This is a genomic window from Duganella hordei (assembly GCF_040369125.1).
In the GTDB taxonomy this organism is placed as follows: Bacteria; Pseudomonadota; Gammaproteobacteria; order Burkholderiales; family Burkholderiaceae_D; genus Rugamonas; species Rugamonas hordei.
Genome location: NZ_BPWI01000018.1, coordinates 76489 through 99059 on the forward strand (window position 1 = coordinate 76489; position 22571 = coordinate 99059).

A 22571-nucleotide genomic window follows, 5' to 3' on the forward strand; every position below is an offset into this window, starting at 1 on the left:
GGAAGGACTATCATGGCTGAATCCAATCCCACCACAGCGGCAGGCATCGATACCGAAGCCATCCGCGCGGCCGCCCGCAACCTGCAGGACGGCCCGGTCACGGCCGGCTACCAGGGCGACCGCAGCGCCGTCATCAAGATGCTCAACGACGCGCTGGCGACCGAGCTGGTGTGCGTCCTGCGCTACAAGCGCCACTACTACACGGTCAGCGGCAAGTCCAACGGCTCGGCCAAGGCCGAGTTCCTGGAGCACGCTACCCAGGAACAGGAACACGCGGACTGGCTGGCTGAGCGTATCATTCAGTTGAACGGCCAGCCTGATTTCAATCCGGCAACATTGCTCGCACGTAGCCATGCCGAGTATGATGCATCTGACGACGTTCAATCGATGGTCAAGGCCAATCTGATCGCCGAGCGGGTCGCCATCGAGTCCTACCGGCAGATGGTGGAACGGATAGGCGACACGGACCCGACGACGCGTCACTTGTTGATCAAGATCATGGCCGTCGAAGAAGAGCACGCGGACGATATGCGCGATTTGCTGGATTAAGGCATATTCGTGATTTTGCTGTACAGTTTTCACTTCACACAACCATAACAGGAGCCTCATCATGCTGGAACAAAACATCAGTACCGTGAACAACGACGTGAAAACTCTGGTTAAAGATGCGCAAGCATTGTTTACCGCCGCCACCGCCCTGACCGGCGAAAAGGCCGAAGAACTGCGCGGCCGCGGCATGCGGGCGCTGGACACGGCACTGGCCAAGGCTCATGAAGCGCAGCAAAGCGCCGTGGCCGCCAGCAAGGAAATGGCCAAGCAGGCCGACGTGTATGTCAAGGAAAACCCATGGCGTTCGATCGCCGCCGCAGCCGGCGTCGGCCTGCTGATCGGTGTGATCATCGGCCGCAAGTAATCCATCGTGTCCGATGAGATGAACCGCCCGCCGGGGCTGATCGCGTCGCTGGGCAACATCTGCCGCAACAGCCTCGGCCTGCTTTTGACGCGGCTGGAGCTGGCCGCGCTGGAACTGGGGGAGGTGCGCAATCACCTGCTGCGGCTGGTGCTGGCGTTCGCGCTGGCCGTCGTGGCCTGCTGCTTCGCGCTGGCCTGGGGCTCGGTGACCGTCGCCTACCTGGCCTGGCAATCGATCGGCTGGACCATACTGCCGATCCTGACCGGCGTGTTCCTGCTGATCGCCATCGGCCTGGTGGTGTATGCGCGCGGCGTGATCCGCAGTGGCAAGCTGGCGATGCCGGCAACCATGGCGGAACTCAAGTCCGACCGCGACATGCTGTTGTAACCGGGAGAGCAGATGAGCAAAGAAGCGGAACTGGCGGCGTTCAATGCCGAGAAGCAGCGGTTGATACGCGAAGGCGAGCTGTATCGGATCAAGGTGGTGCACGCGAAGGCGCTGGTCGGCAACGCACTGCAGCCCGATGCGATGTTCCACGGTGCGGTCGAGCATGCGCTGGGCATGGCCCAGGCGCGCCTGGGCGGCCTGCTGCAGCCGGGCGGGCTGAAGGGCATCAACGTCAAGACCTTAATGCCGTATGCGCTGACCCTGGGTTCGTTTATCGCCCGCAAGCGCCTGGTCAAGCCGGCGCTGGGCATCGCGCTGGCGGCTGGCGTGGGCGTGGCCTGGCTGCTGCGGCGCAAACCCGCGCCGGAGCAGGAACCGGATTAATCCCAAACGCCGCCGATGCGGCGTTTTTTTATTGGAGTAGGCTGATGAGTGGCAAAGTTCCCGAATTGAATCCCGCAGGCTTGCGGGTCGTGCTGGTGCTGCAGGGCGGTGGTGCGCTGGGCGCCTACCAGGCCGGCGTGTTCCAGGCGATGCATGAACACGGGCTCGCGCCGGACTGGGTGGTCGGCACCTCGATCGGCGCCATCAACGCCGCCATCCTGGCCGGCAATCCGCATGAAACGCGGCTGGCCAGGCTGAAGGAATTCTGGGACGGCGTGGCCCATCGCGACAGCTACGACATGCGCCAGGTGCCGGACGCGCAACGCCGCTCCAACATCCTGCTGCAGACCTGGGATACGGTGCTGCGCGGAGTGCCGGGCTTCTTCCGCCCGCGCCTGTTGAGTCCGTTCGCCGCCGGCATCGCGGTCGATCCCGAGCAGGCCAGCTTTTACAGTACCGCCGAGCTGGGCGATACGCTGAACCGGCTGATCGATTTCAACTACTTGAACGGGCCCGACGCCATCCGCCTGACCGTCAACGCGCTCAAGGTCACCTGCGGCAGCCTGCGCAGCTTCGACAACCGCCAGCTGACCATCCACGCCGATCACATCCGTGCCAGCGGCGCCTTGCCGCCGGGCTTTCCTGCGGTGCGCATCGACGGCGACCTGTACTGGGACGGCGGCCTGTATTCGAACACGCCGCTGGAAACGGTGCTCGACGACAGCGACCACGTCGACACGCTGTGTTTCATGGTCGATTTGTGGAGCGCCGACGGCGAGGAGCCGACCACGCTGGACGAAGTGCAGACGCGCCAGAAAGACGTGACCTTTGCCTCGCGGTCCAAGCGCCACCTGGACGACTACGTGGCCACCCACAAGCTGCAGCAAAAGCTGCGCGAACTGTACACGGCATTGCCGGAGCAGGCCAAGACCGAGCGGGGCGAGCAGGACCTGGCCGAGCTGGGCGTGGGCAGCACGCTGCACGTGGTGCGGCTGGCCTATGCCGGGCGGGACTGGAACATGGCGGCCAAGGACATCAACTTCTCCAAGGGCTCGATCGAATGGCGCTGGGACCAGGGCTATCAGGACGCGCTGCGCGCGCTGAATGCGGCGGGCTGGCTGAGCTTTGTGACGGAAGATACGCCGCTGGTCGTGCACGAACTGCCGCCTGCGCGGAGCGACATGCGCGACCAGGAGCGGGCCGCCTAGGCGGCTTTTATTGCGAGTGATTCTCCGCGCGGATTTGCGCGGCGTTCGCCATGTCCTGCTTGTAGGTCGAGCGGGCGTCCTTCAGGCAGTCATTGCGTTCGCTGGCGGGGCCTTTTTTGCAGGCGACATTCGCCTCGGCAAACGCGGCCGCGATTTCCTTGCGCAAGGTGCGCATCTGTGCGGTGACGCTGGCGTCGTCCTGGTACCAGCGGGCGGGGTCGCCCTTGGCCATTTCCTGCTTCTGCAGCTGGATGTTTTCCGGCGGCGTGGTCTTGCTTTGCGCCTGTGCCAGCATCGCGGCACAGGCCATCATCACGCCAACGACGGTGCGGTGGAAGTGAGTCATGATGGTTCTCCGGTTGAGTTGTCTCTTACAGCCGGCCGGTCAGCAGCATGATCAGCAGGATCACGACGATCAGGCCGGTGATGCCGCTGGGCGCATAGCCCCAGTTGCGGCTGTGCGGCCAGGCCGGCAGCGCGCCGATCAAGGCCAGGACCAGAATAATCAGAATGATGGTACCCATGTTGTATTCCCCTTTTTGAGTTTTTTAAAAAAAGTGCTGGTCCTATGCACCTGACTTGCTGCGATTAATAACGATACAGTCGGCCGTCGACCAGGCGTACGCGGTTGCCCACGCGCAGGTCGTAGACACTGTCCTGGTTGATGATGCGGTAGTCGCCGTTATCCATGCGCACGCTGATCTGGTACTGCTCGTGCGGCTGGTTGCGGCCTTCTTCCACCTTGTTGCCGACCACGGCGCCGCCGACTGCGCCGGCCACGGTGGCGGCGGTGCGGCCGCTGCCCGAGCCCACCTGGTTGCCCAGCAGGGCGCCGACCAGGCCGCCTGTGACGGCGCCCGCGCCGCTGGTGCCGGATTTGGCTTGTACTACCTGGATCGAATCGATGGTGCCGTAGGTGGTGTTGTCAGCCTGGCTGGGGTAATAGCCCTGCGAGGCGGGTGCCTGGCTGGTGCTGGCGCAGCCGCTGAGGACCGCTGTGCCGGCGATCACCAGTGCTGCCAAGGTCGTTGAGTGTTTCATATTGTCCTCCCGAAAAAGTGTAAGTTCAGAATAGACAGCGTGCTTTGGAGGGTCTGTGCGCTTACGCACCAAGCGCGATGTGCCACGCTGTTGTGATTTTATTTGTGTGTACGGTACCGTACAGATGTCACTGGGGAAGGCGCGTAAAACGTCTACATCGGTAGCAGAAACCTCGCAGTACTGCTGGCTGACAAACTCACTGTTTAATCACTCCAAGGAGAATCGCCATGAAAATCGCACATAAAATCGCTACTGCCCTGTTCACCGTATCGCTGCTGGCCACGGCCGGTTGCGCATCGACCTCCACCAAGGAAGGCACCGGCGAATATGTCGACGATTCCGTCATCACCACCAAAGTCAAAGCCAGCATCTTCAACGAGCCTACCCTGAAATCGACCGAGATCAACGTCGAGACCTTCAAGGGCACGGTCCAGCTGAGCGGCTTCGTGGCCCAGCCTGAAGACATCGCCAAGGCGGCCGAAGTCGCCCGCGGCGTCAAAGGCGTGACCGCTGTCAAGAACGACCTCCACGTCAAGTAAGCAGTACCTGCCGGCGCGCCATGCCCGATCTGTCGGGCGTGCCGCGCCGGAAGTTTTTTGTGAGCCATCATGAGCCAGCAGCCAGTCGACCTTCCGATCAACGCAGTGGCCGCCGATGGCGACACCACCCGCATTCCCCTGCATGTCCACGCCCGCGGCCTCGCGCTCGGCGTCATCGCCACCGTGTCGTTTCTCTATGCGCTGCAATGGTCGCGCGATTTTCTCGTCCCCCTGTTACTCGGCATCCTGATCACCTACATGCTCAGCCCACTGGTGTGCTGGCTGGAGCGCATCCGCATCCCGCGCATCGTCGGCGCCACGCTGGTCACCGGCGCCATCCTGTTCGGCTCGGCGGTCATCATCGACAAGGTGCAGGGCGAATTCCAGTCCATCGTCGAAGAACTGCCGAGCGCCAGCCACAAGCTGTCGAAGCTGCTGTCTGACCGCATGCACAACGGCCCCAGCGCCATACAGCGCATCCAGGCCGTCGCCACCGAACTGCAGCAAGCCACCTCCGGCGCCCAGGACCGCCGCGCCGCGCGCAGGGCCGCGCCGGCCTCCGACAGCGGCACCCTGCCGGTCATGGACTGGATCTGGGCCGGTTCGCTGGGCGCGCTGGGCTTTCTCAGCCAGGCGACGATGGTGATCTTCCTGGTGTTCTTCCTGCTGCTGTCGGGCGACACCTTCAAGCGCAAGCTGGTCAAGCTGACCGGGCCGTCGCTGAGCAAGAAGAAAATCACCGTGCACATCCTCGACGACATCAACTCGTCGATCCAGAAATACATGCTGATGCTGCTGGTCACCAACGGCCTGCTGGCCTTGCTGATGTGGGGCGCCCTGCGCTGGATCGGCCTGGAGAATGCCGGCGCCTGGGCCATCGTCGCCGGGCTGCTGCATGTGATGCCTTACTTCGGCCCCCTGCTGATCATGCTGGCGACCGGCATCGTCGCCTTGCTGCAGTTTGAATCGCTGCAGATGAGCCTGCTGGTGATGGGCACGTCGCTGGCGATCGCCACCTTGGTCGGCACCGTGGTGGCGACCTGGATGACGGGCCGCTTCGCCCGCATGAACGCGGCCGCCGTGTTCGTCAGCCTGCTGTTCTGGGGCTGGCTGTGGGGCGTCGCTGGCCTGCTGCTGGGCGTGCCGCTGATCGTCATCGTCAAGGTGGTGGCCGAGCGGGTCGAGGGCATGGAAGTGGTGGCCGAGCTGCTGGGCGAGTGAGGCTGTCCCGCGCCCCGCGCTAGCGCGGCCTTCTGCTGGCGGCCACCACGTTGGCCGGATAGTAGCGGCGGTACTCGGCCCACACCGCGTCGGTCTTGAAGCTTTCGCGCAGCTGGGCCGCCAGATAGCGCTGGTCCTGCGGCGACAGCGACCTGGTCGAGATATAGGCGCCGCTGTAGCCCCACGGCAGCTCGGGCATTTCCTCGATGCGCAGGCGCTCCAGCAGATGCTGCACCCGCCGGTCTTCCTTCATCTCGTACGCCAGGCTCATCGGCGTGAGGATGGTCACGTCGGCGATGCCCTTGTCCAGCAGCCGCGCCACCTGCAGCGGATCGGTCTCGTAAAAGAGCCGGCCTTGCCGCTCCAGCTCGGCCACCGCGGCGCGATACTCGTCGCCGTAGTCGTTGCCGCGCACCACCGCCACGCGCAGTTCCCGCCGCTGCAGCAAGGCCTTCAGGTCGGCCACGGCCGGCCGTTTGGCGTCGACCGACAGCAGCATCGCGCGCGCGCCGACCAGCGGCACGAACTCGCCGAAGCGGTCGCGGTGCGCGGTGCCCATGGCGGGCAGCATCAAGTCCGCCGTTCCCATTTCAAACATCGCCTCCAGGCGCGCCTGCGGCACCGCCGTCATCTTCAGCTGGCATCCGGTGCGGGCGCTGATTTTGCGCAGCACCTCGGGATAGATGCCGCTGAGTTTGTCTTCATTGACGATCACGCTGATGCCGACCGGCGCCAGCGGCACGATGATGGGACGGCTGCATCCGGCCTGAACCTGCGTGGGGCACAAGCTCAGCGCCAGGCCGGCGGCGAACGCGCGTATCGGTTTCGACATATTGTTGCGGAGTTTGGTATCAATACTTTCAATATAACATGCAGACATGACGATGCGCGGCGAAGCCGTCGGGCCGGCACATGGTCGCTGCCTCAGCGGCGCAAGCTGCCCAGCTGAAGCGCGTACTGGCGCGCGAATTCGGCGCCGAGGAAGAAGATCTGCGCCGAGTAGTAGACCCACAGCAGCAGCGCGATCATCGAGCCGGCGGCGCCGAAGCTGCTGGTGACGCCGCTGTTGCCGATGTAGGCGCCGATCAGGTACTTGCCCAGGCTGAACAGCGCCGCCGTGCCCATCGCGCCTATGGTCACGTCGTGCCACGACAGCTTGATGCGCGGCAGCAGCTTGAAGATGGCCCCGAACAGCGCCGAGATGACGACGAAACCGATGACGTAATTCAGCGCCGACAACACCATGCCGGCGTCGCCCCAGTGGCTGCCCCAGAACTTTTCCAGCAAGGTCAGCAACGCGCTGACCACCAGCGACACCATCAGCAGGAAGGCCAGCACCAGGATCATGCCGAACGACAGCAAGCGGGTGCGGATCACATCCCAGGCGGTGCCGCGCGTCAGCGGAGGGACTTGCCAGATGGCGTCGAGGCTGGCCTTGAGCTCGGCAAACACGCTGGTGGCGCCGAACAGCAGCAGGGCGCCGGCGATCATGGTCGCCAGCCGGCCTTCCTCCTTGTTGCGGGCGCCGGCCAACACCAGCTGGATCGCCTCCGCGCCTTGCGCGCCGACCAGGCCGCGCAGTTCGGCGAACAGTTGTCCCTGCGCCGCCTGCGGGCCGTAGAACCAGCCGGCGATGGCCAGCACCAGCACCAGGATGGGCGCCAGCGAAAACAGCGTGTAAAACGCCAACGCCGCGCCCATGCTGCTGGCGCGGTGTTCAAACCATTCGGACACGGTACAGCTCAGTACCGAGACGATGTTTTTATTTTGCATAAAAAAAAAGCCCCGCCAGGTTAGTGGCGGGGCTGGTGCGCAAAGCTTATTGCACGCGGCGTTCGATGGTGATCTGCTCAACCTCGACGCGACGGTTAGGTTCCAGGCACTTGATCAGGTCCGCACGTTTCATTTTCTTATCGTTGCACTGAACGATAGGATTGGCTTCGCCCTTGCCCACCGCGTTCAGGCGGTTGGCTGCAATGCCTTTGCCGACCAGGTAGTCCTTGACCGCGTTGGCGCGGCGTTCGGACAGTTTCTGGTTGTACTTGTCGCTGCCCAGACGGTCGGCGTAGCCGGTGATGACCACGTTGTCGATGCTGCTGTTGGTGCTCAGCACGTTGGCGATGTCGTCCAGCTTGGGCTGGTTCGGATTCAGCTTGGCGCTGTCAAAGCCGAACAGCTCGGTGGCCGACATCGTCACTTTTTCAAAGCGTGCCGGTGGTGGCGGTGGTGGCGGCGGGGTCACGGGCGCCGGTGGCGGCGGCTCGACCGCTGGCGGTGGTGCCGGTGGCGGAGGTGGCGCCGCGTGCGGCGGCGCGTTGAACGCGATGTTCAGGCCGACGGTTGCATAGTAGTTATTGCTCTTGCTGTTAGGGAAGTCGTTGCCACGGATGAAGCCGTGCACGTTGCGGATGTCGGCCTGGAAGGCGACGCGCTCGTTGATGTCGGCCTGGAAGCCGAAGCCGGCGCTCAGGTACGGCGAGGTCTTGGTGTGTTCAATGCCATTGACCACGGCGTAATTGATCAGGTTGGCCTTGTCGCGCTCGGCGCCGATACCGACCAGGATGAATGGACGGAAGGTTTTACGCGAGAACATGTACAGACCGTCGACGCCCAGCGTGTTCTGCTGGTAGCGCTGGCCGTTTTCACGGGAACGGGCATAGGTCGTGCCGGCCTGGACGTCCCAGAATTCATTGATGGCCTTGCCGAATTTGAGGCCGGCGCCGTAGCCGCGCTTGTCCACGCCGAAGTCCGAGTCGGGCTTCATGGCGTTGATGCTGGGCTGGATATACCACGATGGGTTGATGACCGCATCCTGAGCCAGGGCGGAGAACGACGCGCAGAGGGCTGCGGCGGCGATGGCGATGTTCTTAGATTTATTCACAGGTTAGCTCCCGATTGTTGATAGGTGTTTCGTTGCCAGCAATGTTGTAGCACCGCTGTTGGACCGAAGAGTAGGGGAGATCGTGCCCGCGCACTGTACGTTAGCGCACCAAAGCTTGTGCTGTATCAAATTTGTCACACTCGTTGAAACTTGGTGAAACTTACTTCCCCGCCACTTGTCTCACCTTTAATGCAAAGTTCTGCCACTAATGTTCGTTGCCGCACAGACTGGTGCGCTGCGAAAAGGCATTCTTGAGCCCAGATGCAGAGACTGTAGCGACTTCAACCGCGCCACGTCATCCGCTGCCACTAATCTCGGCAATTGTTGTTATAAGGAGTGTTCAAATGCATGCAGTTAGACAACCTCAACATCTGGTTCAGAACGAGATGAAAGCCTCGTCGGACATGCAGGCCACCACCGCCAAGCTGATGCTGGTGGAGCGCCCGGCGCCTGCGCCTCTGGACCGGAAGCCTGCGCTGTCGATGGCTTCTATCGAGCGCGTACGCTCGACCTCGGCCACTCTGCGCCGCATCGAAAACATGCAAAAACTGATAGGCGAACTGCAGCTGCATGAAATGCTGGCTGACGAAATCGCCTGGTTCCTCAAGTTTTCCCCGTCCGGCGCCCGCAAATACATCCGCGACCTGCGCGAAGCCGGCGTGATCGAGCTGGCCCGCTACGTCGAAGGCACCGCCACCTATCTGGGCAAGGCGGTCTACCAGCTGACCCCCGACCCGGACCGCGTGCGCGCCTTCCTGGCCGCCATCGTCCAGCCCAAGCGCGAAGGCGCGCCGCCGCGCAAGGAGCGTCCGGGCCTGCGCGAACAGGCGATGGCCGGCAGCGGCCGCCACTTCCACATCCTGGCCGACGACACCCATTACGCGATCCGCGTCAACCGCGGCCCGGTGATGCGCGATCCGCTGGTGGCCGCGCTGTTCGGCTCGGCACCATCGCAGCAGAAGGAAGAGCAGGCCTGAGCGTTTCCGTCAGTGCGACAGTCGCAGTAGTATGATGCAGTAGTATGATAAACAGCCGGCCATGCCCGGCTGTTTGCATATTGAAATGTTCATAAGGCACCCCACCTAGCCTGCACTGGACATCATACGGACTCGCCGCACATGGAAGCTTTGATCTGGATCGGCCTGACGGCGCTGGGTATCGCGCTGCCTTTCTACTACCCACGCTGGCGCCTGCGGCGCATCCTGGCCCGGCCCCTGCCGGCCGAGGCGCAGGCGGTGCTGTCGCGCAATATTCCCGCCTACCGCCGCATGGCGCCCGAGCTGCAGCAGCAGTTGCAGCGGCTGGTCGTGCAATTCCTGCATCAAAAGAAGTTCGTCGGCTGCGAAGGGCTGGAGGTGACCGATGAAATGGCCGTCACCATCGCCGGCCAGGCCTGCCTGCTGCTGCTGAACCGGCCCAGCAAGGTGTATCCGGCGCTGCACACCATCCTGGTCTACCCCGGCGCCTTCGTCGCGCCGCGCGCCGAGGTCGGGCCGGGCGGCGTGATCACGCCGGCGCACCAGAGCATGCTGGGCGAATCCTGGGACGACGGCCGCGTGGTGCTGTCCTGGGAAGATGTGTCGCACGGCCCCGGCCGCGGCCACAACATCGTGCTGCACGAATTCGCCCATCAGCTCGACAGCGAATCGGGCCGCGCCAACGGCGCCCCCTACCTTGGCAATCCGGGCAGCTACCGCGAGTGGGCGGAGGTACTGTCGCGCGATTTCAACAACCTGCGGCACAACGCCATGTACCGCCAGCACAGCGTGATGGACCACTACGGCGCCACCAATCCGGCCGAATTCTTCGCTGTCGCCACCGAGACTTTCTTTGAAAAGCCCTATCAGATGGCCGCGCACCACGCCGAGCTGTTTGCCGAATTCAAAAAATACTACCGCGTCGACCCGCGCGACTGGATGGAGGCGCCGCCGCCCGAGCCGCTGCCGGCCGCCGTCGACTACGCCTTCGGCGCGCCCTGGTGACGACGGTGGCGCGCGCTTGCACTGGCGGCCACGGAATTCAGGCATAATCGGTAAAGTCGCGAACGCAGCCTCCGCGCTGCGCGCATCCGCGGTGTGCGCCGCAGCGAGGCTATCGATATGCAATTTGAAGAATTCGAATTCTTTTCGTCGGATACGCCGGGCGCGTCCGCGCCACCGCCCGCCGAGGCGGCTTCACCGCTGGTGCGCCTGCAGTATTTGATCGACAATACCCCGGCCATCATCTATTGCACCGTGCCCAGCGGCGACTTCAAGATGACCTTTGTCAGCAACAACGCCTTCCACGTGCTCGGCTACCGGCCCGAGCAGATGACCGCCGATCCGAACTTCTGGTTCGACCATATCCACCCGGATGACGCGCCCAGCATTTTCTCCAGCCTGGCGCTGGTGTTCACCGAGGGCCAGCGCGCCTACGAATACCGCTTCCGCAGCCACGACGGCAGCTACCTGTGGATGCACGACACGCTGCGGCTGATACGCGACGAGCACGGCGCGCCGCTGGAGGTGATCGGCTCGCTGACCGACATCACCGCGCGCAAGCACATGGAGGAGGCGCTGCAGGCCAAGGGCATCGAGCAGCAGCAGCTGATCGGCGAACTGCGCAGCGCGCATGAACAGCTGCTGCAGTCGGAGAAGATGGCCTCGATCGGCCAGCTGGCGGCCGGCATCGCGCACGAGATCAACAATCCGGTCGGCTTCGTCAACTCCAACATGGGTTCGCTGAAGAACTATGTCGTCACCTTGCTGGACGTGATCGACCAGTACGACAAGGCCGCCGCCGGCCAGCCGGCGCTGGCCGCGCAGCTGGCGGCGCTGCGCAAGAAGGCCGACCTGGAATTCCTGCGCGAGGACGTCACCGACCTGGTGCGCGAATCGATGGACGGCCTGAAGCGGGTCAAGGACATCGTCCAGGCGCTGAAGGATTTTTCCCACGTCGGCGAAACCGAGTGGCAGGTGGCCGACCTGCACCACGGCCTGGACAGCACGCTCAACATCGTCAGCAACGAGATCAAGTACAAGGCGCGGGTCGACAAGCAGTACGGCGTGCTGCCGCCGGTGACCTGCCTGGCGTCGCAGCTGAACCAGGTGTTCATGAACCTGCTGGTCAACGCCGCCCATGCGCTGCGCGAGCAGGGCGTCATCACCATCCGTACCGGCACCGCCGCCGGCGATGGAGGCGAATGGGTCTGGGTCGAGGTCGGCGACAACGGCAGCGGCATCGCGCCGGAAAACCTGAACCGCATCTTCGAGCCCTTCTTCACCACCAAGCCGGTCGGCAGCGGCACCGGACTCGGGCTGTCGCTGTCCTACGGCATCGTCAACCGCCACGGCGGCCGCATCGAGGTCGCCTCGGTGGTCGGGCAGGGCACGCGCTTCACCGTGCACCTGCCGGTGCAGCCGCCCTCGGCCGTCAAAGGATGATGGCGCCGTCGGCGTCGCGCCGCACGTCCAGGATGCCCGGCTCCTCGGCCTCCAGCCGCTGCGCCTCCAGCTCCTGCGGCGTGGGCGCGGCCAGCAGCGCGGCCCGGTGCGCCAGCGCCAGCCGCACCGTCTGCGCCAGTTCCTCGCTCTCCCATGGCTTGGGCACGAAGCGGAACACCTCGGCCTGATTGATGGCCGTCAGCGCGGTGTCGAACGCGGTGGAGGCGGTCAGCATGATGCGCACCGTCGAAGGCGCCACTTCCTTGAGCGTGCGCAGCAGGTCGCCGCCGCTCATTTCCGGCATCGTGAAATCCGAGATCACCAGGTCGAACTCGCAGACGCAGATGCGGTTGAGCGCGTCGAACGGGTTGCCGAAGGCCTCGACCTGCAGCGCGTCGGCGCCGAAGTGCTGGCGCAGCTCGCGCTGCAGCGCGCTCAGCACATTGGGGTCGTCGTCCACCAGCAAGATCTTGCCGACTCCCGCGCTGTTAGCTGTGTTCGTGCCCGTATTCATCCCGTCGCCTCCCTGGCGTTGCGCACCCAGATCGACAGGCGGCCGCCGCTTTTGGTCTCAAAGTCCTGCACCTGCTGGATCATGCGCGCGTCCAGCACGTGGTCGGTCGACAGCAGCATCAGGCCGTCGCGGCTGACCAGGTCGCGCGCCAGCACCATGCCCGGCGTCAGCTCGCCCGACAGCACCTCGACCCCGCCCAGGTTCTCGCCGGCGTCGCCGTCCATCACCTGGCGGAACGCGGCCACCACGTGCGGATCGTAGCGCTTGCCGCCGGCGTCGAGTATCAGCGACTTGGCCTCTTCCGGCCGCAGGTGGCGCTGCACCATCGCGCCCTGCTGCAGGTTGTAGTAGTCTGCCGCCAGCGCCAGGATGCGCGCGCCCAGCGGGATCTCCAGCCCGGCCAGGCCGTCCGGAAAACCGTTGCCGTCGAAGCGCTCGAGCTGGGCGCGCAGGATGGCGGCGCTGCCGCGCAATTCCTCCAGCGGCATCAGCAGCTCCGCGGCGCGCGCCGGATGCTTGCGGAACAGGCCCAGCGCCTCGCCGTGCAGCATGGTCAGCGGCGTCTGCAGCATGTCGTCCTTGAAGCCGATCTTGCCGATGTCGTGCAGCAGCGCGGCGACGAACAAGTCCTGGCCCTCGCGCGCATCGAGCTGCAGCTGCACGCCGATGCGGCGCGCCAGGTCGGCCACCAGGCGCGCGTGGCCGGGCTGGTTGTGGGCGCGCAGCTCGATCATGGTCGAGAAGATCTTGATGGTGGTGATGAAGTTTTTCTTGAGCTTGGCGTTGGCGACGATGGTGGCCTCGGCCTCGACCTTGAGCTGGCGCGTGCGCGCCTCGACCTTGGCTTCCAGGCTCTGGTTGAGCGCCTTCAGCTCCTCGTTCTGGCGCAGCGCCAGCGCTTCCAGCCGCTGCTTGTCGAGCTCGAGCTGGCGCCGCTCCAGCGCGTGGCGCACCAGCAGCAGGATGTCGTTGTCGTCCCACGGCTTGGTGATGTAGCGGTAGATCTCGCCGCAGTTGATGGCGTCCTGGATCGACTGGATGTCCGAATAGCCGGTCAGCAGCAGGCGCAGCGTGTCGGGCCAGCGCTCGCGCACCTGGGCCAGGAAGCGGGCGCCGTCCATCACCGGCATGCGCATGTCGGAGATGACCAGGTCGACCTGCTCCTTCTCCAGCACTTCCAGCCCCAGTGCGCCGCTCTCGGCCGTCAGCACGCGGTAGCCGTGAGCGCGGAACAGGCGCCGCAGCGCCGACAGGATGTTCGGTTCGTCGTCCACGCACAGCAGCGTGGCGCCGCTGTTGATCTCGGGCATGGCTTGCAGCGCCGGCTGGTTCATGTCTGCGCCTCCTGGTGGGCCTCGGCGGGCGGGTTGTCGCTGTGGCAAACCGGCAGCAGCACGCGGAAGCGTGTGCCCTGGCCGGGGGTGGTATCGACCTCGATGCGGCCGCTGTGCTTTTGCACGATACCATAAGCCAGCGACAGCCCCAAGCCCGTGCCCTTGCCGACCGCCTTGGTGGTGAAGAAGGGATCGAAGATGCGCGACAGCGTTTCCGGCGCGATGCCGCTGCCGTTGTCGGCGATGTCGATCCAGACCATGGCGTCGCCCTCGCGGCCGGTGCTGACGGTGATGCGGCCGCGTTCGGGGCCGATGGCGTGGGCGGCGTTGACGATCAGGTTCATCACCACCTGGTTGATCTGCAGCGGCAGGCACTCGATGTCGGGCAGGTCGCCATATTCCTTGACCACGTCGGCCTTGTACTTGACCTCGTTGCTGACGATGTTGAGCGTCGAGTCGATGCCGCGGTGCAGGTCGGTCCAGACCCATTCCTGGTTGGCGTCCACCCGCGAGAAATCCTTCAGGTCCTGGACGATGTGGCGCACCCGCACGATGCCCTCGCGCGATTCGGCCATCAGCGCCGGGATGTCGCCGCGCAGGAAGTCGAGGTCGATTTCGTCGCGCAGCGCGCGCAGCCGCCCGGCGCTGTCGGCCGGCAGCCCGGGCTCGGCCTCGCGATAGGCGTCAAGCATGGCGAACAGCTGTTCCAGATAGGTGTTGAGCGTGCTGAAGTTGGAAAAGATGTAGCCGATCGGATTGTTGATCTCGTGCGCCACGCCGGCCGCCAGCTGGCCGATCGAGGCCAGCTTGTCGGCCTGCACCAGTTGCTGCTGGGCGCGCTGCAGCTGGTCGTTGAGCTCGGTCAGCTCGAGGTTGCGGCGGCGCAGCTCGGCGTCGGCCTCGTGGCGGCGCTGGATGTCCTCCTGCAGCTGGGCGTTCACTTCGGCCAGCTGGGCGGTGCGCCTGGCGACCACGTGCTCGAGGTTGTCGTGCGCCTTGCGCAGCGCGTTCTCGGCCACGCGCCGCTCGGTGACGTCGCGCAGCGTCTCGATGGCGCCGACGATGCGGCCGTCGCCGTCGCGCAGCGGCGCCGCGGTGAACTGCAGCCAGTGGCCGCTGGCGCCGATGTTGGGGAAGAAGTCCTCGGCTTCCCAGGCGCCGGGGATCAGCGTCGAGCGCCGGCACTTGCCCGGATAGTGGTGCTCGAGCTCGTCGAGGCGGCCGGCCACCAGCAGGTCGGCCAGCAGCGGGCGCTGGCGCGGATAGAAGGCCTGCCAGTGGTTGCCGGTGCCTATCATGTCGAGCTTGCTCCAGCCCAGCAGCTGCTCGCAGGCCTTGTTCCAGTGGGTGATCACGTGGCGCGTGTCGATGGCGAAGGTGGGCACCGGGTGGCCGTCGAAAAATTCCGACAGCGCGATGGCGTGGTAGGGGGCGTCGTCGGCGGCTGCGCCGGCGCCGGTCAGGTGGGTCAGGCTCATGGCGTCAACACCTGGCACATGTCGTGGAAGGTCAGCTCGGTCCGCTCGAACACGGTGTACCAGTCGGCCTTGTTCAGCGTCAGCGAGCGCCACAGCTCCAGCGGCAGCGGCGGCACCTGGTCGTCCTCCTGCTCCGACAGGTCGAGCGCATGGGCCAGCACGTTGGCCAGGAAGATCACGGTGGCCGGCGTCGCCGCCGCGCCGGCGGCGTCGGCCTGGTGATGCCCGGCCACGGCGCGCTGTATCGCCAGCGGGAATTTCCAGTGCGCCGCCAGCGCGCTGCCGACGGCCGTGTGGTCGATGCCGAACACCGCCTGCTCGGCCTCGGCCGCCTGGCAGTCGTGCTGCTGGCGGTGCGCGCCGACCTGGCGGTATTCGTCGGGATAGCCGGTGGCCAGCACCAGCGTGCCGAGGTCGTGCAGCAGGCCGGCGGTGAAGGCGGTATCCGGGTTGAGCTTGAAGTAGGGCGCCAGCACGCGGGCGCAGACGGCGGTGCCGATCGAATGGCGCCAGAACGCCTCGAGGTCGAAGCCGGCGTCCTTGCCGGGCGCGAAGCTGGCCGTCACCGAGCACGCCGTCACCAGCGTGCGGATGCTGTGGAAGCCCAGCACCGAGATGGCCTGGTGGATGGTGGTGACCTTGGCCGGCATGCCGTAGAACGAGGAATTGGCCAGCCGCAGCGTCTTGGCCGCCAGGCCCTGGTCGAGCGTGATCTTGGAGGCCAGCGCATGGGTGTCGATGTCTTCCTGCTCGACGCTGGCCATCAGCTCGACCACCACCGCCGGCAGCGACGGCAGGTCGCGCACGCGCTTGATGACGTCGTCCACGCCGGTCATGGCTGCTCCCGGCTGCGGTAGTCGGCCAGCAGCTGCATCAGTTCCGGCCTGGCGTCGTCGCCGCCGTGGCGGAACAGCCGCTCCAGGCGCTGCAACTGGCGCTCCCGGTCGCGCTCGCGCGCCGCCGCGTCGGCCGGCGACTCCGCTTCGGCCTCGGCCCATACCACGCAGCGCTCGATGCCGCGGCGGCGCAGCGACGCCAGCGTGGCGTCGGTCAATGCGGCGTCGCGCGGCAGCAGCACGCCGCCGTGGGCGTCGAGCAGCGCCGCCGCCAGCGTCATGCCGGCGGCGGCCTGGTCCAATCCGATTTCGTGGGCGGTAGTGGCGTTCATAAGATCTCCTCGTGACGGCTGAGTGTAATCAGGCTGCCGCGCGACGCCGACTGCTCGCCCATCGGATACATGACCACGGCGTAGCGCTGGCCGTCGATGCGGGCGACGTGGCGACGATAGCGGGCGCCGGCCTGGCTTGCGTCCGGCGGCGGAAACAGTTCCGGCAGCACGCTGCTGGCCTCGTTGCCCAGCAGCGCGCCGCTGTGGCGGAACAGCTGCTCGGCGGCGCCGTTGACGAAGGCGATCATGCCGGCGTCGTCGAGACCGATCACCGGCAGCGGCAGGTGCTGCAGCAGCTCGCGCGCGATGCTCAGGCTGATCTCGTCGCGGCTGATCTGGCGCTGCTTTTCATGCAGCAGCTGCTCCATGCGGCGGTTGGCGGCGGCCAGTTCCTGGTTGGCGCTGCGCACCTCGAGGTGCAGCCGCTCGTTGTCGTCGGCGATCTCCTTGAGGTGGAAGGCTTCGGCGATATGGCCGCGCAGCAGCTCGTCCTCCCACGGCTTGGTCAGGAACTTGTAGATCGCGCCCTCGTTGACGGCGTCCGTCACCGACTGCAGCTCCGTGTAGCCGGACAGCATGATGCGTATCGTGTCCGGATACAGCTGCTTGGCCTTGCGCAGGAAGTCGGCGCCCAGCATGCCGGGCATGCGCTGGTCGGAGACGATGACGTCGACCGCGTGCTCGGCCAGCACGGCCAGGCCCTGCGGGCCATCGTTGGCGGTATAGATTTCGTAGTGGTCGGGACGCAGCAGCCGCTTGAGCGCGGCGACGATATTGGCTTCGTCGTCGACCAGCAGCAGGCGGCGCCGGCGCTGCTGCTGTTGGCGCAGCAGGTGCGGCGCCAGCGCATGGCCGGCCGCCAGCAGCGCGCTCACTTCGGCGGCGCTTTGCGGCGGCGCGAACAGATAGCCCTGGATCTGGTCGCACATGTTACGGCGCAGGAATTCGCACTGGCTTTCCGTTTCCACGCCCTCGGCCACGGCGCGCATGCCCAGGTGGTGGGCCATGGCGATCACGGTCTGGCACATGGCGGCGTCGCTGGTGTCGGTGACGACGTGGCGGATGAAGCTGGCGTCGATCTTCAGCGCGTCGAACGGGAAGCGCTTCAGGTTGCTGAGCGAGGAGTGGCCGGTGCCGAAGTCGTCCAGCGTCAGGCTCAGGCCGCGCGACTTGAAGGCGGCCAGCGCGGCGTCGCAGCCGGCGCCGGCCTCGGTCAGCGCGCTTTCGGTGATCTCCAGCGTCAGCGAGGCCGGCGTCAGGCCGTATTCGTCGAGCATGGCGCCGACGGCGGCGCCGTAGCGGGGATCGCGGAAATCGGCCGGGGCTACGTTGATCGCCACCTTCAGCTCGCTCCGGCCGGCGTCGCGCCAGGCGCGCAGGTCGCGGCAGGCGCGCCGCAACACCCACAGGCCGATCTCCGCCGTCAGGCCGGCGTCGTCGGCCATCGGCAGGAAGCGGTGCGCCGTCAGCAGGCCCTGCTCGGGATGCTGCCAGCGCACCAGCGCCTCCAGGCTGGCCACGGCGCCGCTTTGCAGGTCGACCAGCGGCTGATACAGCAGCAACAGCTCGTCGCGCGCCAGCGCCAGCCGCAGTTCGGCGTCGGCGTGGATGCGGTCGAGCAGGCGCCGGTTCATCTCGGCCGACAGGAACTGGTAGGTGCCGCCGCCGCGCGCCACGGCCAGCTGGTGCGCGTGGCCGGCGCAGCGCCGCAGCGCCTCGGCGTCGGCGCAGTCTTGCGGATACAGGGCGACGCCGATGCTGGCCTTGGCGCGCCGCTCGCCGCCGTTGAACGGCAGCGCCGGCGCCAGCGCCGCCAGCAGGTCTTCACAGCGCAGGCTGACGTCGGCCAGCCGCTCGACGTCGTCGAGGATGACGAAAAATTGCGCCGGCTCCAGCTGGGCCAGCGTGTCGTGCGCGCGCATGTGGGCCTGCAGCCGCTCGGCCACGGCGCCGGTCCAGGCGCGATCGTCGTCGGCCGGCGGGCCGTCCTGCTCGATGCCGATGCACAGCAGCGCGACGGCGTTGCCATGGTGCTCGGCGCGGCGCAACGCCTGTTCGAGGCGGGACAGGAATAGCGCCGCGCCGGCGTCGTGCCGTGCCACCTCGTTCGCTTGCTCTGCTGTCTCCATCTGCGTTCCTATCTTTATGGAAGCTGGCTGTATGCAAAATCCCGATGCGGATCATTATATATGGCGAAGGCGGTCGCACTGGACATGAAGATTAAAATTGTCCGCCCGCAAGGTGCGTAAGCGTACGGAATCAGCCGCCGCCGCGCGGCACACTGGAGCCAACGCCATTGCTGGCACCAAAAGGAGTATCCGATGACTACGATTATTGCAGGCCATTTGCAGTTGCAGGACCAGATCGCCGATGCGCGCATCGCCTTGCTTGCCGCCGGTTTCGCGGCCGAGCGCATCAGCTCTTTCTACGTCAACCCGCCGGGGCAGCACGATATGTACGAGCTGGGCGGCGACCATGACAAGTCGCCGGGCGCCAAGGAAAGCGACGAGGGCGTGGTGCAGGGCGGCGCCACCGGCGCGGTGGCCGGCGCCGTGATCGGCAGCGCGACCATTCCCGTCACCGGTCCGCTGGGGCCGGTGGTCGGCGCGCTGGTCGGCGCCCATGTCGGTTCGCTGTACAGCTTTGCGAAAATGAAGGAAGCCGGCGAAGCGGAGGCGGGCGGCGAGAACCTGGTGCCGCCGCGCAAATCGGGCATGATGATCGCGGTGGCGGTGGCCGATGCCGCCCAGCAGCAGGCGGCGCTGGAAGTGCTGCGCCGTCTCGGCGCCGTGGGCATCGAACGCGCCGACGGCGACATCGTCGGCGGCGACTGGCGCGACTTCGATCCGAATTCGCTGCCGGTGCCGGCCTGAGCCCGTCGTCCTTGCCGTTGTTGCATATTCGAGACTATGCCTGTTGCCGAAGTAATTTTCGGTATGATAGTTGCTACAATCGAAAAAACAGCACCCGTCGGACTAACGCGTTTGGATAGGGGGATGCGGCAATGGCACAGGCGTGGGTAGTGCTTACTCGTCCGGACGGCCGCGATGTGACGGCGCCTTCCGAAGCCCAGATGGCGGCCGCGCTGGCCGAGGTCTACAGCGGCAAGACGGCCGCCCCCGATGGCGCTCCCGGCAGCGCGGTGCTGCGCTTTGGCTACGACGACGGCTTGATGTATGAAGTCGAGGTGTCGAGCGGCGGCGACATCCGCTTTGCCGAATGGTCGGACCGCGATTGCGAGATCGCGCTGGCCAGCCCGCGCACCATGACCTCGCTGGCCCAGGCCGACGCGCTGCAGCTGTGGCGGCTGCTGGCGCAGCGCCAGGTGGCCAAGATCCGCAGCCAGCCGTGGACCAGCGGCGATTGAGGACCAGCAGCGGCGCACTAGCGGCGGCGCTGTTCGTGGCGGGTCTGGCAGGCGATGCACAGCCGCGCCTCCGGCCGCGCGTTCAGGCGCGAGTAGCCGATTTCCTCGCCGCAGTTTTCGCACAGGCCGTAGCTGCCGTCGTCATACTTGGCCAGCGCGTGGCGCACGATGTCGAGCTGGCGCGCGGTGTGCTCGGCCGTCTCGAGCACCAGCGCGTTGAGGGTGCGCTGGCTGGCGTTGTCGGCCGGCGACGCCTCCGCCTCGTGCGGCAGCGGCACGCGCACGTCGGCGTTGCGGTCCAGGTCATCCGCCAGTTGGCTCAGCAGTGCGGTACGCGCCTGTTCCAGCCGTCCGCGCAAGGCCGCCCATTGTTCATCGTCCAGTCCGTTCATGCCGCACGCTCCTTAGGTTATTGGACCGGCGCGGCGCGATTTTGTTCGGCCGGGATCAGGGCGGCGGCGCGTTCAGCGCCGCCAGGTGGTGCTTGATTTTTTCCAGCGGCGCGGCGATGTGCTCCGGCTTGCCGGCGGCCACCGCCGCGCCCAGCGCCAGCAGCTCGGCGGTGATGTCGACCAGGTCCTTCAGTCGGTCGATCTTGCGGATGTGATCCTGGGCGCGGGCGGTCAGTTCGAGCATCTGCTGCTGGGCAGCGCCGAGCCCGCTTGCGGCCAGCGTGGCGGCATCCAGGTACAGGCTGTTGGCGCGCTGGCGCAGCGTCACCTCGTTGTCAAACAGCGCCTGCGCCGCCGCCTGCGTGATCTTCGGCTCGCTGCTGCCCGGGGCCTGCTGGCGGATCGCCCGCATCAGGCGGGTGTGCAGGGCGTCGGCGCAGGCGGACAGGTTGTCGGCCAGCGCTTCGATATCGGCCTGGGTATGTGGGTTGCTCATGGCGGCTCCTTATTTCGGCGGGATCTGGTTCAGCAGCGCGCGATGGCTTTGCTCGATCGCGGCCAGGTTCTTCTGCGCCAGCGTGGAGCGCAGGCCGATCAGGCGGTATTCGTTGCGTTTTTCCTGCTGCTGCGACCTGGCCAACGCCAGCAGCAGGCGGTCGCGCTTGGGATCGAGGAAGGGGATTTCCGTTTCCAGCATGCCAAGCACGATCTTCTCCTCGTTGTCGCTGGTCTTATCGTACAAGCGCAACAGCGTGCGCATGGCGTCCAATAGGTCCTGCATCGGCTGCTGGCCGTCGCGCATCAGCTCCTGCACGGCGTTTTCCTGCATCGGCCGGGTGATGGCGCGCGTGACCAGCCGCGTGATGCCGGACAGGGCGTTGACGTGGCGGTCGTCGAGGCCGGAATCGGGCCAGGCCTTGATGCCGCCGCTCAGCGACTTGACCTGGTCCTCGAGGTCGTACTGGCTGTCGCCGGCCAGCCTGCCCAGCGCCTGCAGATACGCCTGCACGCCGTACTGCAGCTTGACGAAATCGTCGCAGGCGGCCTGGCGGCGGGCGTCCAGCAGGTGTTCGCGGGTATCGGCGCTGCCGGACAGGAAGGGCTGCTCGCGCTGGTAGGTGTTGCGGTAGCGCTCGGTCAGCTCGTGGTAGGCGTTGAGCTTGGGCGACTGCGCGGCGAACTCGCGCACTTCGGCCATGCGTGGCGTGCTGCTGGCGCAGCCGGCGAGGATGGCCAACAGGCCGAGCATCAGGAACAGACGAGGCAGTTTCATGGGCGCTCCCAGGCGTGAAGGGGTATTGTTGCTGCGGGCGAATCTCTCCGTGTTGCGCCAGCGCAGACCGGTGGCTCAGCGGTTCAGTTCTTGTCGCCAGCCGAGGCCGGCGTCGGTGCCGGCGGCTGGGTTGTATTCGCAGCCCAGCCAGCCGTCGTAGCCGATCTCGTCGATGAGGCGGAACAGGTGGCGGTAATTGATCTCGCCGGTGCCCGGCTCGTGGCGGCCCGGCGTGTCGGCGATCTGCATGTGCTTGATCATCGGCAGGTTGGCCCGGATCGTATTGCTCAGTTCGCCTTCCATGCGCTGCATGTGATAGATGTCGTACTGCAGGAACAGGTTGGGGCTGCCGGTCTCGGCGATGATGTCCAGCGCCTGTTTGCTGTGGTTGAGGAAGTAGCCGGGGATGTCGTAGTAGTTGATCGGCTCGATTAGCAGGTTGATGCCGTGCGGCGCCAGTTGGGCGGCGGCGTAGCGCAGGTTGTCGACGTAGGTGGCGCGGGCGCGTTCGGGCTCCAGTCCGGCCGGCAGTTTGCCGGCCATGCAGTGCAGCTGCGTGACGTCCAGTTCGCGCGCGTAGTCCAGCGCCGACTGCACGCCGGCGCGGAATTCCTCGATGCGGCGCGGGTCGCAGGCCATGCCGCGGTCGCCGGCGTTCCAGTCGCCGCAAGGCAGATTGAACAGCACCAGCTTGAGCTGGTGGCGGCGCAGGCGTTGCTGCAGCTGTTCGGCTTCGTAGGCGTAGGGGAAGAGGAATTCGACGGCGTCGAAACCCGATGCATGGGCCAGCGCGAAGCGGTCCAGGAAGGGCGCGTCGGCGTACAGCATGGACAGGTTGGCGGCGAACTTGGGCATGGCGGCTCCGGTGGAAATATTGCGGAGCTGCTATCGTAATCCATATTCGATGCCGGTGAGGCACGAAAAAAAACCACCCGAAGGTGGTTTCTGGAACAGCTTATCGGCCGCGGCCGCCTGAGCGGTGCTGGGCTGCCGAGCGCGGGGCGCCGCCGTTGCCGGTGCGCGGGCCGCCGGCCGGCGCGCCTGGAGCG

The 22571-nt window shown here is 65.9% G+C and carries 27 protein-coding genes and 1 pseudogene; 12 read left to right on the plus strand and 16 right to left on the minus strand.

Features of this window, described 5'->3' with window-relative positions; all coding sequences use genetic code 11:
* Positions 1 to 12: 12 nt before the first annotated feature.
* From ABWW33_RS28105 to ABWW33_RS28125, 5 genes are all read left to right on the plus strand, one after another.
* Positions 13 to 549: a ferritin-like domain-containing protein gene (locus ABWW33_RS28105; protein WP_176653631.1), complete on the plus strand. Its 537-nt coding sequence runs from the start codon at positions 13 to 15 to the stop codon at positions 547 to 549.
* A 61-nt stretch (positions 550 to 610) separates the two neighbouring features.
* The gene (locus tag ABWW33_RS28110) at positions 611 to 913 is read left to right on the plus strand and encodes an ElaB/YgaM/YqjD family protein (RefSeq protein ID WP_008446875.1); all 303 of its coding nucleotides are present in this window, start codon (positions 611 to 613) and stop codon (positions 911 to 913) included.
* A gap of 18 nt (positions 914 to 931) precedes the next feature.
* On the plus strand, positions 932 to 1300 hold the full coding sequence (locus tag ABWW33_RS28115) for a phage holin family protein (protein WP_353404755.1): 369 nt from the start codon (positions 932 to 934) through the stop codon (positions 1298 to 1300).
* A gap of 12 nt (positions 1301 to 1312) precedes the next feature.
* On the plus strand, positions 1313 to 1684 hold the full coding sequence (locus ABWW33_RS28120; protein ID WP_353404739.1) for a hypothetical protein: 372 nt from the start codon (positions 1313 to 1315) through the stop codon (positions 1682 to 1684).
* Positions 1685 to 1728: 44 nt separating this feature from the next.
* Complete coding sequence (locus ABWW33_RS28125; protein WP_353404740.1) at positions 1729 to 2892, plus strand: patatin-like phospholipase family protein; 1164 nt, start codon at positions 1729 to 1731, stop codon at positions 2890 to 2892.
* A 7-nt stretch (positions 2893 to 2899) separates the two neighbouring features.
* Here ABWW33_RS28125 and ABWW33_RS28130 read toward each other — a convergent pair whose 3' ends face one another.
* The 3 genes from ABWW33_RS28130 to ABWW33_RS28140 form a co-directional block, all read right to left on the minus strand.
* Positions 2900 to 3238, minus strand: coding sequence for a hypothetical protein (locus tag ABWW33_RS28130; protein WP_353404741.1), 339 nt, complete (start codon positions 3236 to 3238; stop codon positions 2900 to 2902).
* Between the two features lie 25 nt (positions 3239 to 3263).
* Positions 3264 to 3416 (minus strand): DUF3309 domain-containing protein, encoded by a 153-nt coding sequence (locus tag ABWW33_RS28135; RefSeq protein ID WP_176653635.1) that lies wholly within the window; start codon positions 3414 to 3416, stop codon positions 3264 to 3266.
* Positions 3417 to 3480: 64 nt separating this feature from the next.
* Positions 3481 to 3933, minus strand: a complete 453-nt coding sequence (locus ABWW33_RS28140; protein WP_176653636.1) for an outer membrane lipoprotein — start codon at positions 3931 to 3933, stop codon at positions 3481 to 3483.
* Positions 3934 to 4160: 227 nt separating this feature from the next.
* Between ABWW33_RS28140 and ABWW33_RS28145 the strand changes: the two genes are divergently transcribed.
* On the plus strand, positions 4161 to 4472 hold the full coding sequence (locus ABWW33_RS28145; RefSeq protein WP_176653637.1) for a BON domain-containing protein: 312 nt from the start codon (positions 4161 to 4163) through the stop codon (positions 4470 to 4472).
* A 69-nt stretch (positions 4473 to 4541) separates the two neighbouring features.
* Complete coding sequence (locus ABWW33_RS28150) at positions 4542 to 5693, plus strand: AI-2E family transporter (protein WP_353404742.1); 1152 nt, start codon at positions 4542 to 4544, stop codon at positions 5691 to 5693.
* Between the two features lie 19 nt (positions 5694 to 5712).
* Here the strand turns inward: ABWW33_RS28150 and ABWW33_RS28155 are convergent, their stop codons facing one another.
* The 3 genes from ABWW33_RS28155 to ABWW33_RS28165 form a co-directional block, all read right to left on the minus strand.
* Positions 5713 to 6525, minus strand: a complete 813-nt coding sequence (locus ABWW33_RS28155) for a substrate-binding periplasmic protein (RefSeq protein WP_353404743.1) — start codon at positions 6523 to 6525, stop codon at positions 5713 to 5715.
* A 92-nt stretch (positions 6526 to 6617) separates the two neighbouring features.
* Entirely contained in the window at positions 6618 to 7466 is an 849-nt protein-coding gene (locus tag ABWW33_RS28160; RefSeq protein WP_176653640.1) for a YihY/virulence factor BrkB family protein, read from the minus strand.
* Positions 7467 to 7512: 46 nt separating this feature from the next.
* Positions 7513 to 8574, minus strand: coding sequence for an OmpA family protein (locus ABWW33_RS28165; protein WP_176653641.1), 1062 nt, complete (start codon positions 8572 to 8574; stop codon positions 7513 to 7515).
* Positions 8575 to 8918: 344 nt separating this feature from the next.
* Between ABWW33_RS28165 and ABWW33_RS28170 the strand changes: the two genes are divergently transcribed.
* From ABWW33_RS28170 to ABWW33_RS28180, 3 genes are all read left to right on the plus strand, one after another.
* Positions 8919 to 9551, plus strand: a complete 633-nt coding sequence (locus ABWW33_RS28170) for a winged helix-turn-helix domain-containing protein (protein ID WP_413448110.1) — start codon at positions 8919 to 8921, stop codon at positions 9549 to 9551.
* Between the two features lie 141 nt (positions 9552 to 9692).
* Complete coding sequence (locus ABWW33_RS28175) at positions 9693 to 10556, plus strand: M90 family metallopeptidase (RefSeq protein WP_176653642.1); 864 nt, start codon at positions 9693 to 9695, stop codon at positions 10554 to 10556.
* A 117-nt stretch (positions 10557 to 10673) separates the two neighbouring features.
* Complete coding sequence (locus tag ABWW33_RS28180) at positions 10674 to 11996, plus strand: ATP-binding protein (RefSeq protein WP_176653643.1); 1323 nt, start codon at positions 10674 to 10676, stop codon at positions 11994 to 11996.
* On the opposite strand, the gene ABWW33_RS28185 is transcribed toward ABWW33_RS28180, so the two are convergent.
* From ABWW33_RS28185 to ABWW33_RS28210, 6 genes are read right to left on the minus strand one after another with little or no spacing between them, the layout of a single operon-like run.
* Positions 11986 to 12510, minus strand: a complete 525-nt coding sequence (locus ABWW33_RS28185; RefSeq protein WP_176653644.1) for a response regulator — start codon at positions 12508 to 12510, stop codon at positions 11986 to 11988. The genes ABWW33_RS28180 and ABWW33_RS28185 overlap by 11 nt on opposite strands.
* Positions 12507 to 13844: a response regulator c-di-GMP phosphodiesterase, NosR family gene (nosR, locus tag ABWW33_RS28190; protein WP_353404744.1), complete on the minus strand. Its 1338-nt coding sequence runs from the start codon at positions 13842 to 13844 to the stop codon at positions 12507 to 12509. The genes ABWW33_RS28185 and nosR overlap by 4 nt, the downstream gene beginning before the upstream one ends.
* Positions 13841 to 15322: a PAS domain-containing sensor histidine kinase gene (locus tag ABWW33_RS28195; RefSeq protein WP_353404746.1), complete on the minus strand. Its 1482-nt coding sequence runs from the start codon at positions 15320 to 15322 to the stop codon at positions 13841 to 13843. Before ABWW33_RS28195 ends, nosR begins: the two co-directional genes overlap by 4 nt.
* On the minus strand, positions 15319 to 16158 hold the full coding sequence (locus tag ABWW33_RS28200; RefSeq protein ID WP_353404748.1) for an HDOD domain-containing protein: 840 nt from the start codon (positions 16156 to 16158) through the stop codon (positions 15319 to 15321). Before ABWW33_RS28200 ends, ABWW33_RS28195 begins: the two co-directional genes overlap by 4 nt.
* Positions 16155 to 16490, minus strand: a complete 336-nt coding sequence (locus ABWW33_RS28205) for a hypothetical protein (protein ID WP_176653648.1) — start codon at positions 16488 to 16490, stop codon at positions 16155 to 16157. The genes ABWW33_RS28200 and ABWW33_RS28205 overlap by 4 nt, the downstream gene beginning before the upstream one ends.
* Complete coding sequence (locus tag ABWW33_RS28210; RefSeq protein WP_353404749.1) at positions 16487 to 18619, minus strand: EAL domain-containing protein; 2133 nt, start codon at positions 18617 to 18619, stop codon at positions 16487 to 16489. Before ABWW33_RS28210 ends, ABWW33_RS28205 begins: the two co-directional genes overlap by 4 nt.
* 396 nt (positions 18620 to 19015) lie before the next feature.
* On the opposite strand from ABWW33_RS28210, the pseudogene ABWW33_RS33155 reads away from it, so the two are divergent.
* Together ABWW33_RS33155 and ABWW33_RS28220 are read left to right on the plus strand one after the other, a co-directional pair.
* Positions 19016 to 19363, plus strand: a pseudogene (locus ABWW33_RS33155) (glycine zipper domain-containing protein); the annotation flags it as partial.
* 131 nt (positions 19364 to 19494) lie between these two features.
* Positions 19495 to 19857, plus strand: a complete 363-nt coding sequence (locus ABWW33_RS28220; RefSeq protein ID WP_353404750.1) for a hypothetical protein — start codon at positions 19495 to 19497, stop codon at positions 19855 to 19857.
* Positions 19858 to 19874: 17 nt separating this feature from the next.
* Here ABWW33_RS28220 and ABWW33_RS28225 read toward each other — a convergent pair whose 3' ends face one another.
* The 4 genes from ABWW33_RS28225 to otnI all read right to left on the minus strand — a co-directional run bounded on the left by ABWW33_RS28225 (position 19875) and on the right by otnI (position 22377).
* Positions 19875 to 20249 carry a TraR/DksA family transcriptional regulator gene (locus tag ABWW33_RS28225; protein WP_176653652.1) on the minus strand — a complete coding sequence of 125 codons (375 nt, stop codon included), beginning with the start codon at positions 20247 to 20249 and terminating at the stop codon, positions 19875 to 19877.
* A gap of 55 nt (positions 20250 to 20304) precedes the next feature.
* On the minus strand, positions 20305 to 20745 hold the full coding sequence (locus ABWW33_RS28230) for a hypothetical protein (RefSeq protein ID WP_353404751.1): 441 nt from the start codon (positions 20743 to 20745) through the stop codon (positions 20305 to 20307).
* 9 nt (positions 20746 to 20754) lie between these two features.
* Positions 20755 to 21522, minus strand: coding sequence for a hypothetical protein (locus ABWW33_RS28235; protein ID WP_353404752.1), 768 nt, complete (start codon positions 21520 to 21522; stop codon positions 20755 to 20757).
* Positions 21523 to 21597: 75 nt separating this feature from the next.
* Positions 21598 to 22377, minus strand: coding sequence for a 2-oxo-tetronate isomerase (gene otnI / locus ABWW33_RS28240; protein ID WP_353404753.1), 780 nt, complete (start codon positions 22375 to 22377; stop codon positions 21598 to 21600).
* Positions 22378 to 22571: the final 194 nt, after the last annotated feature.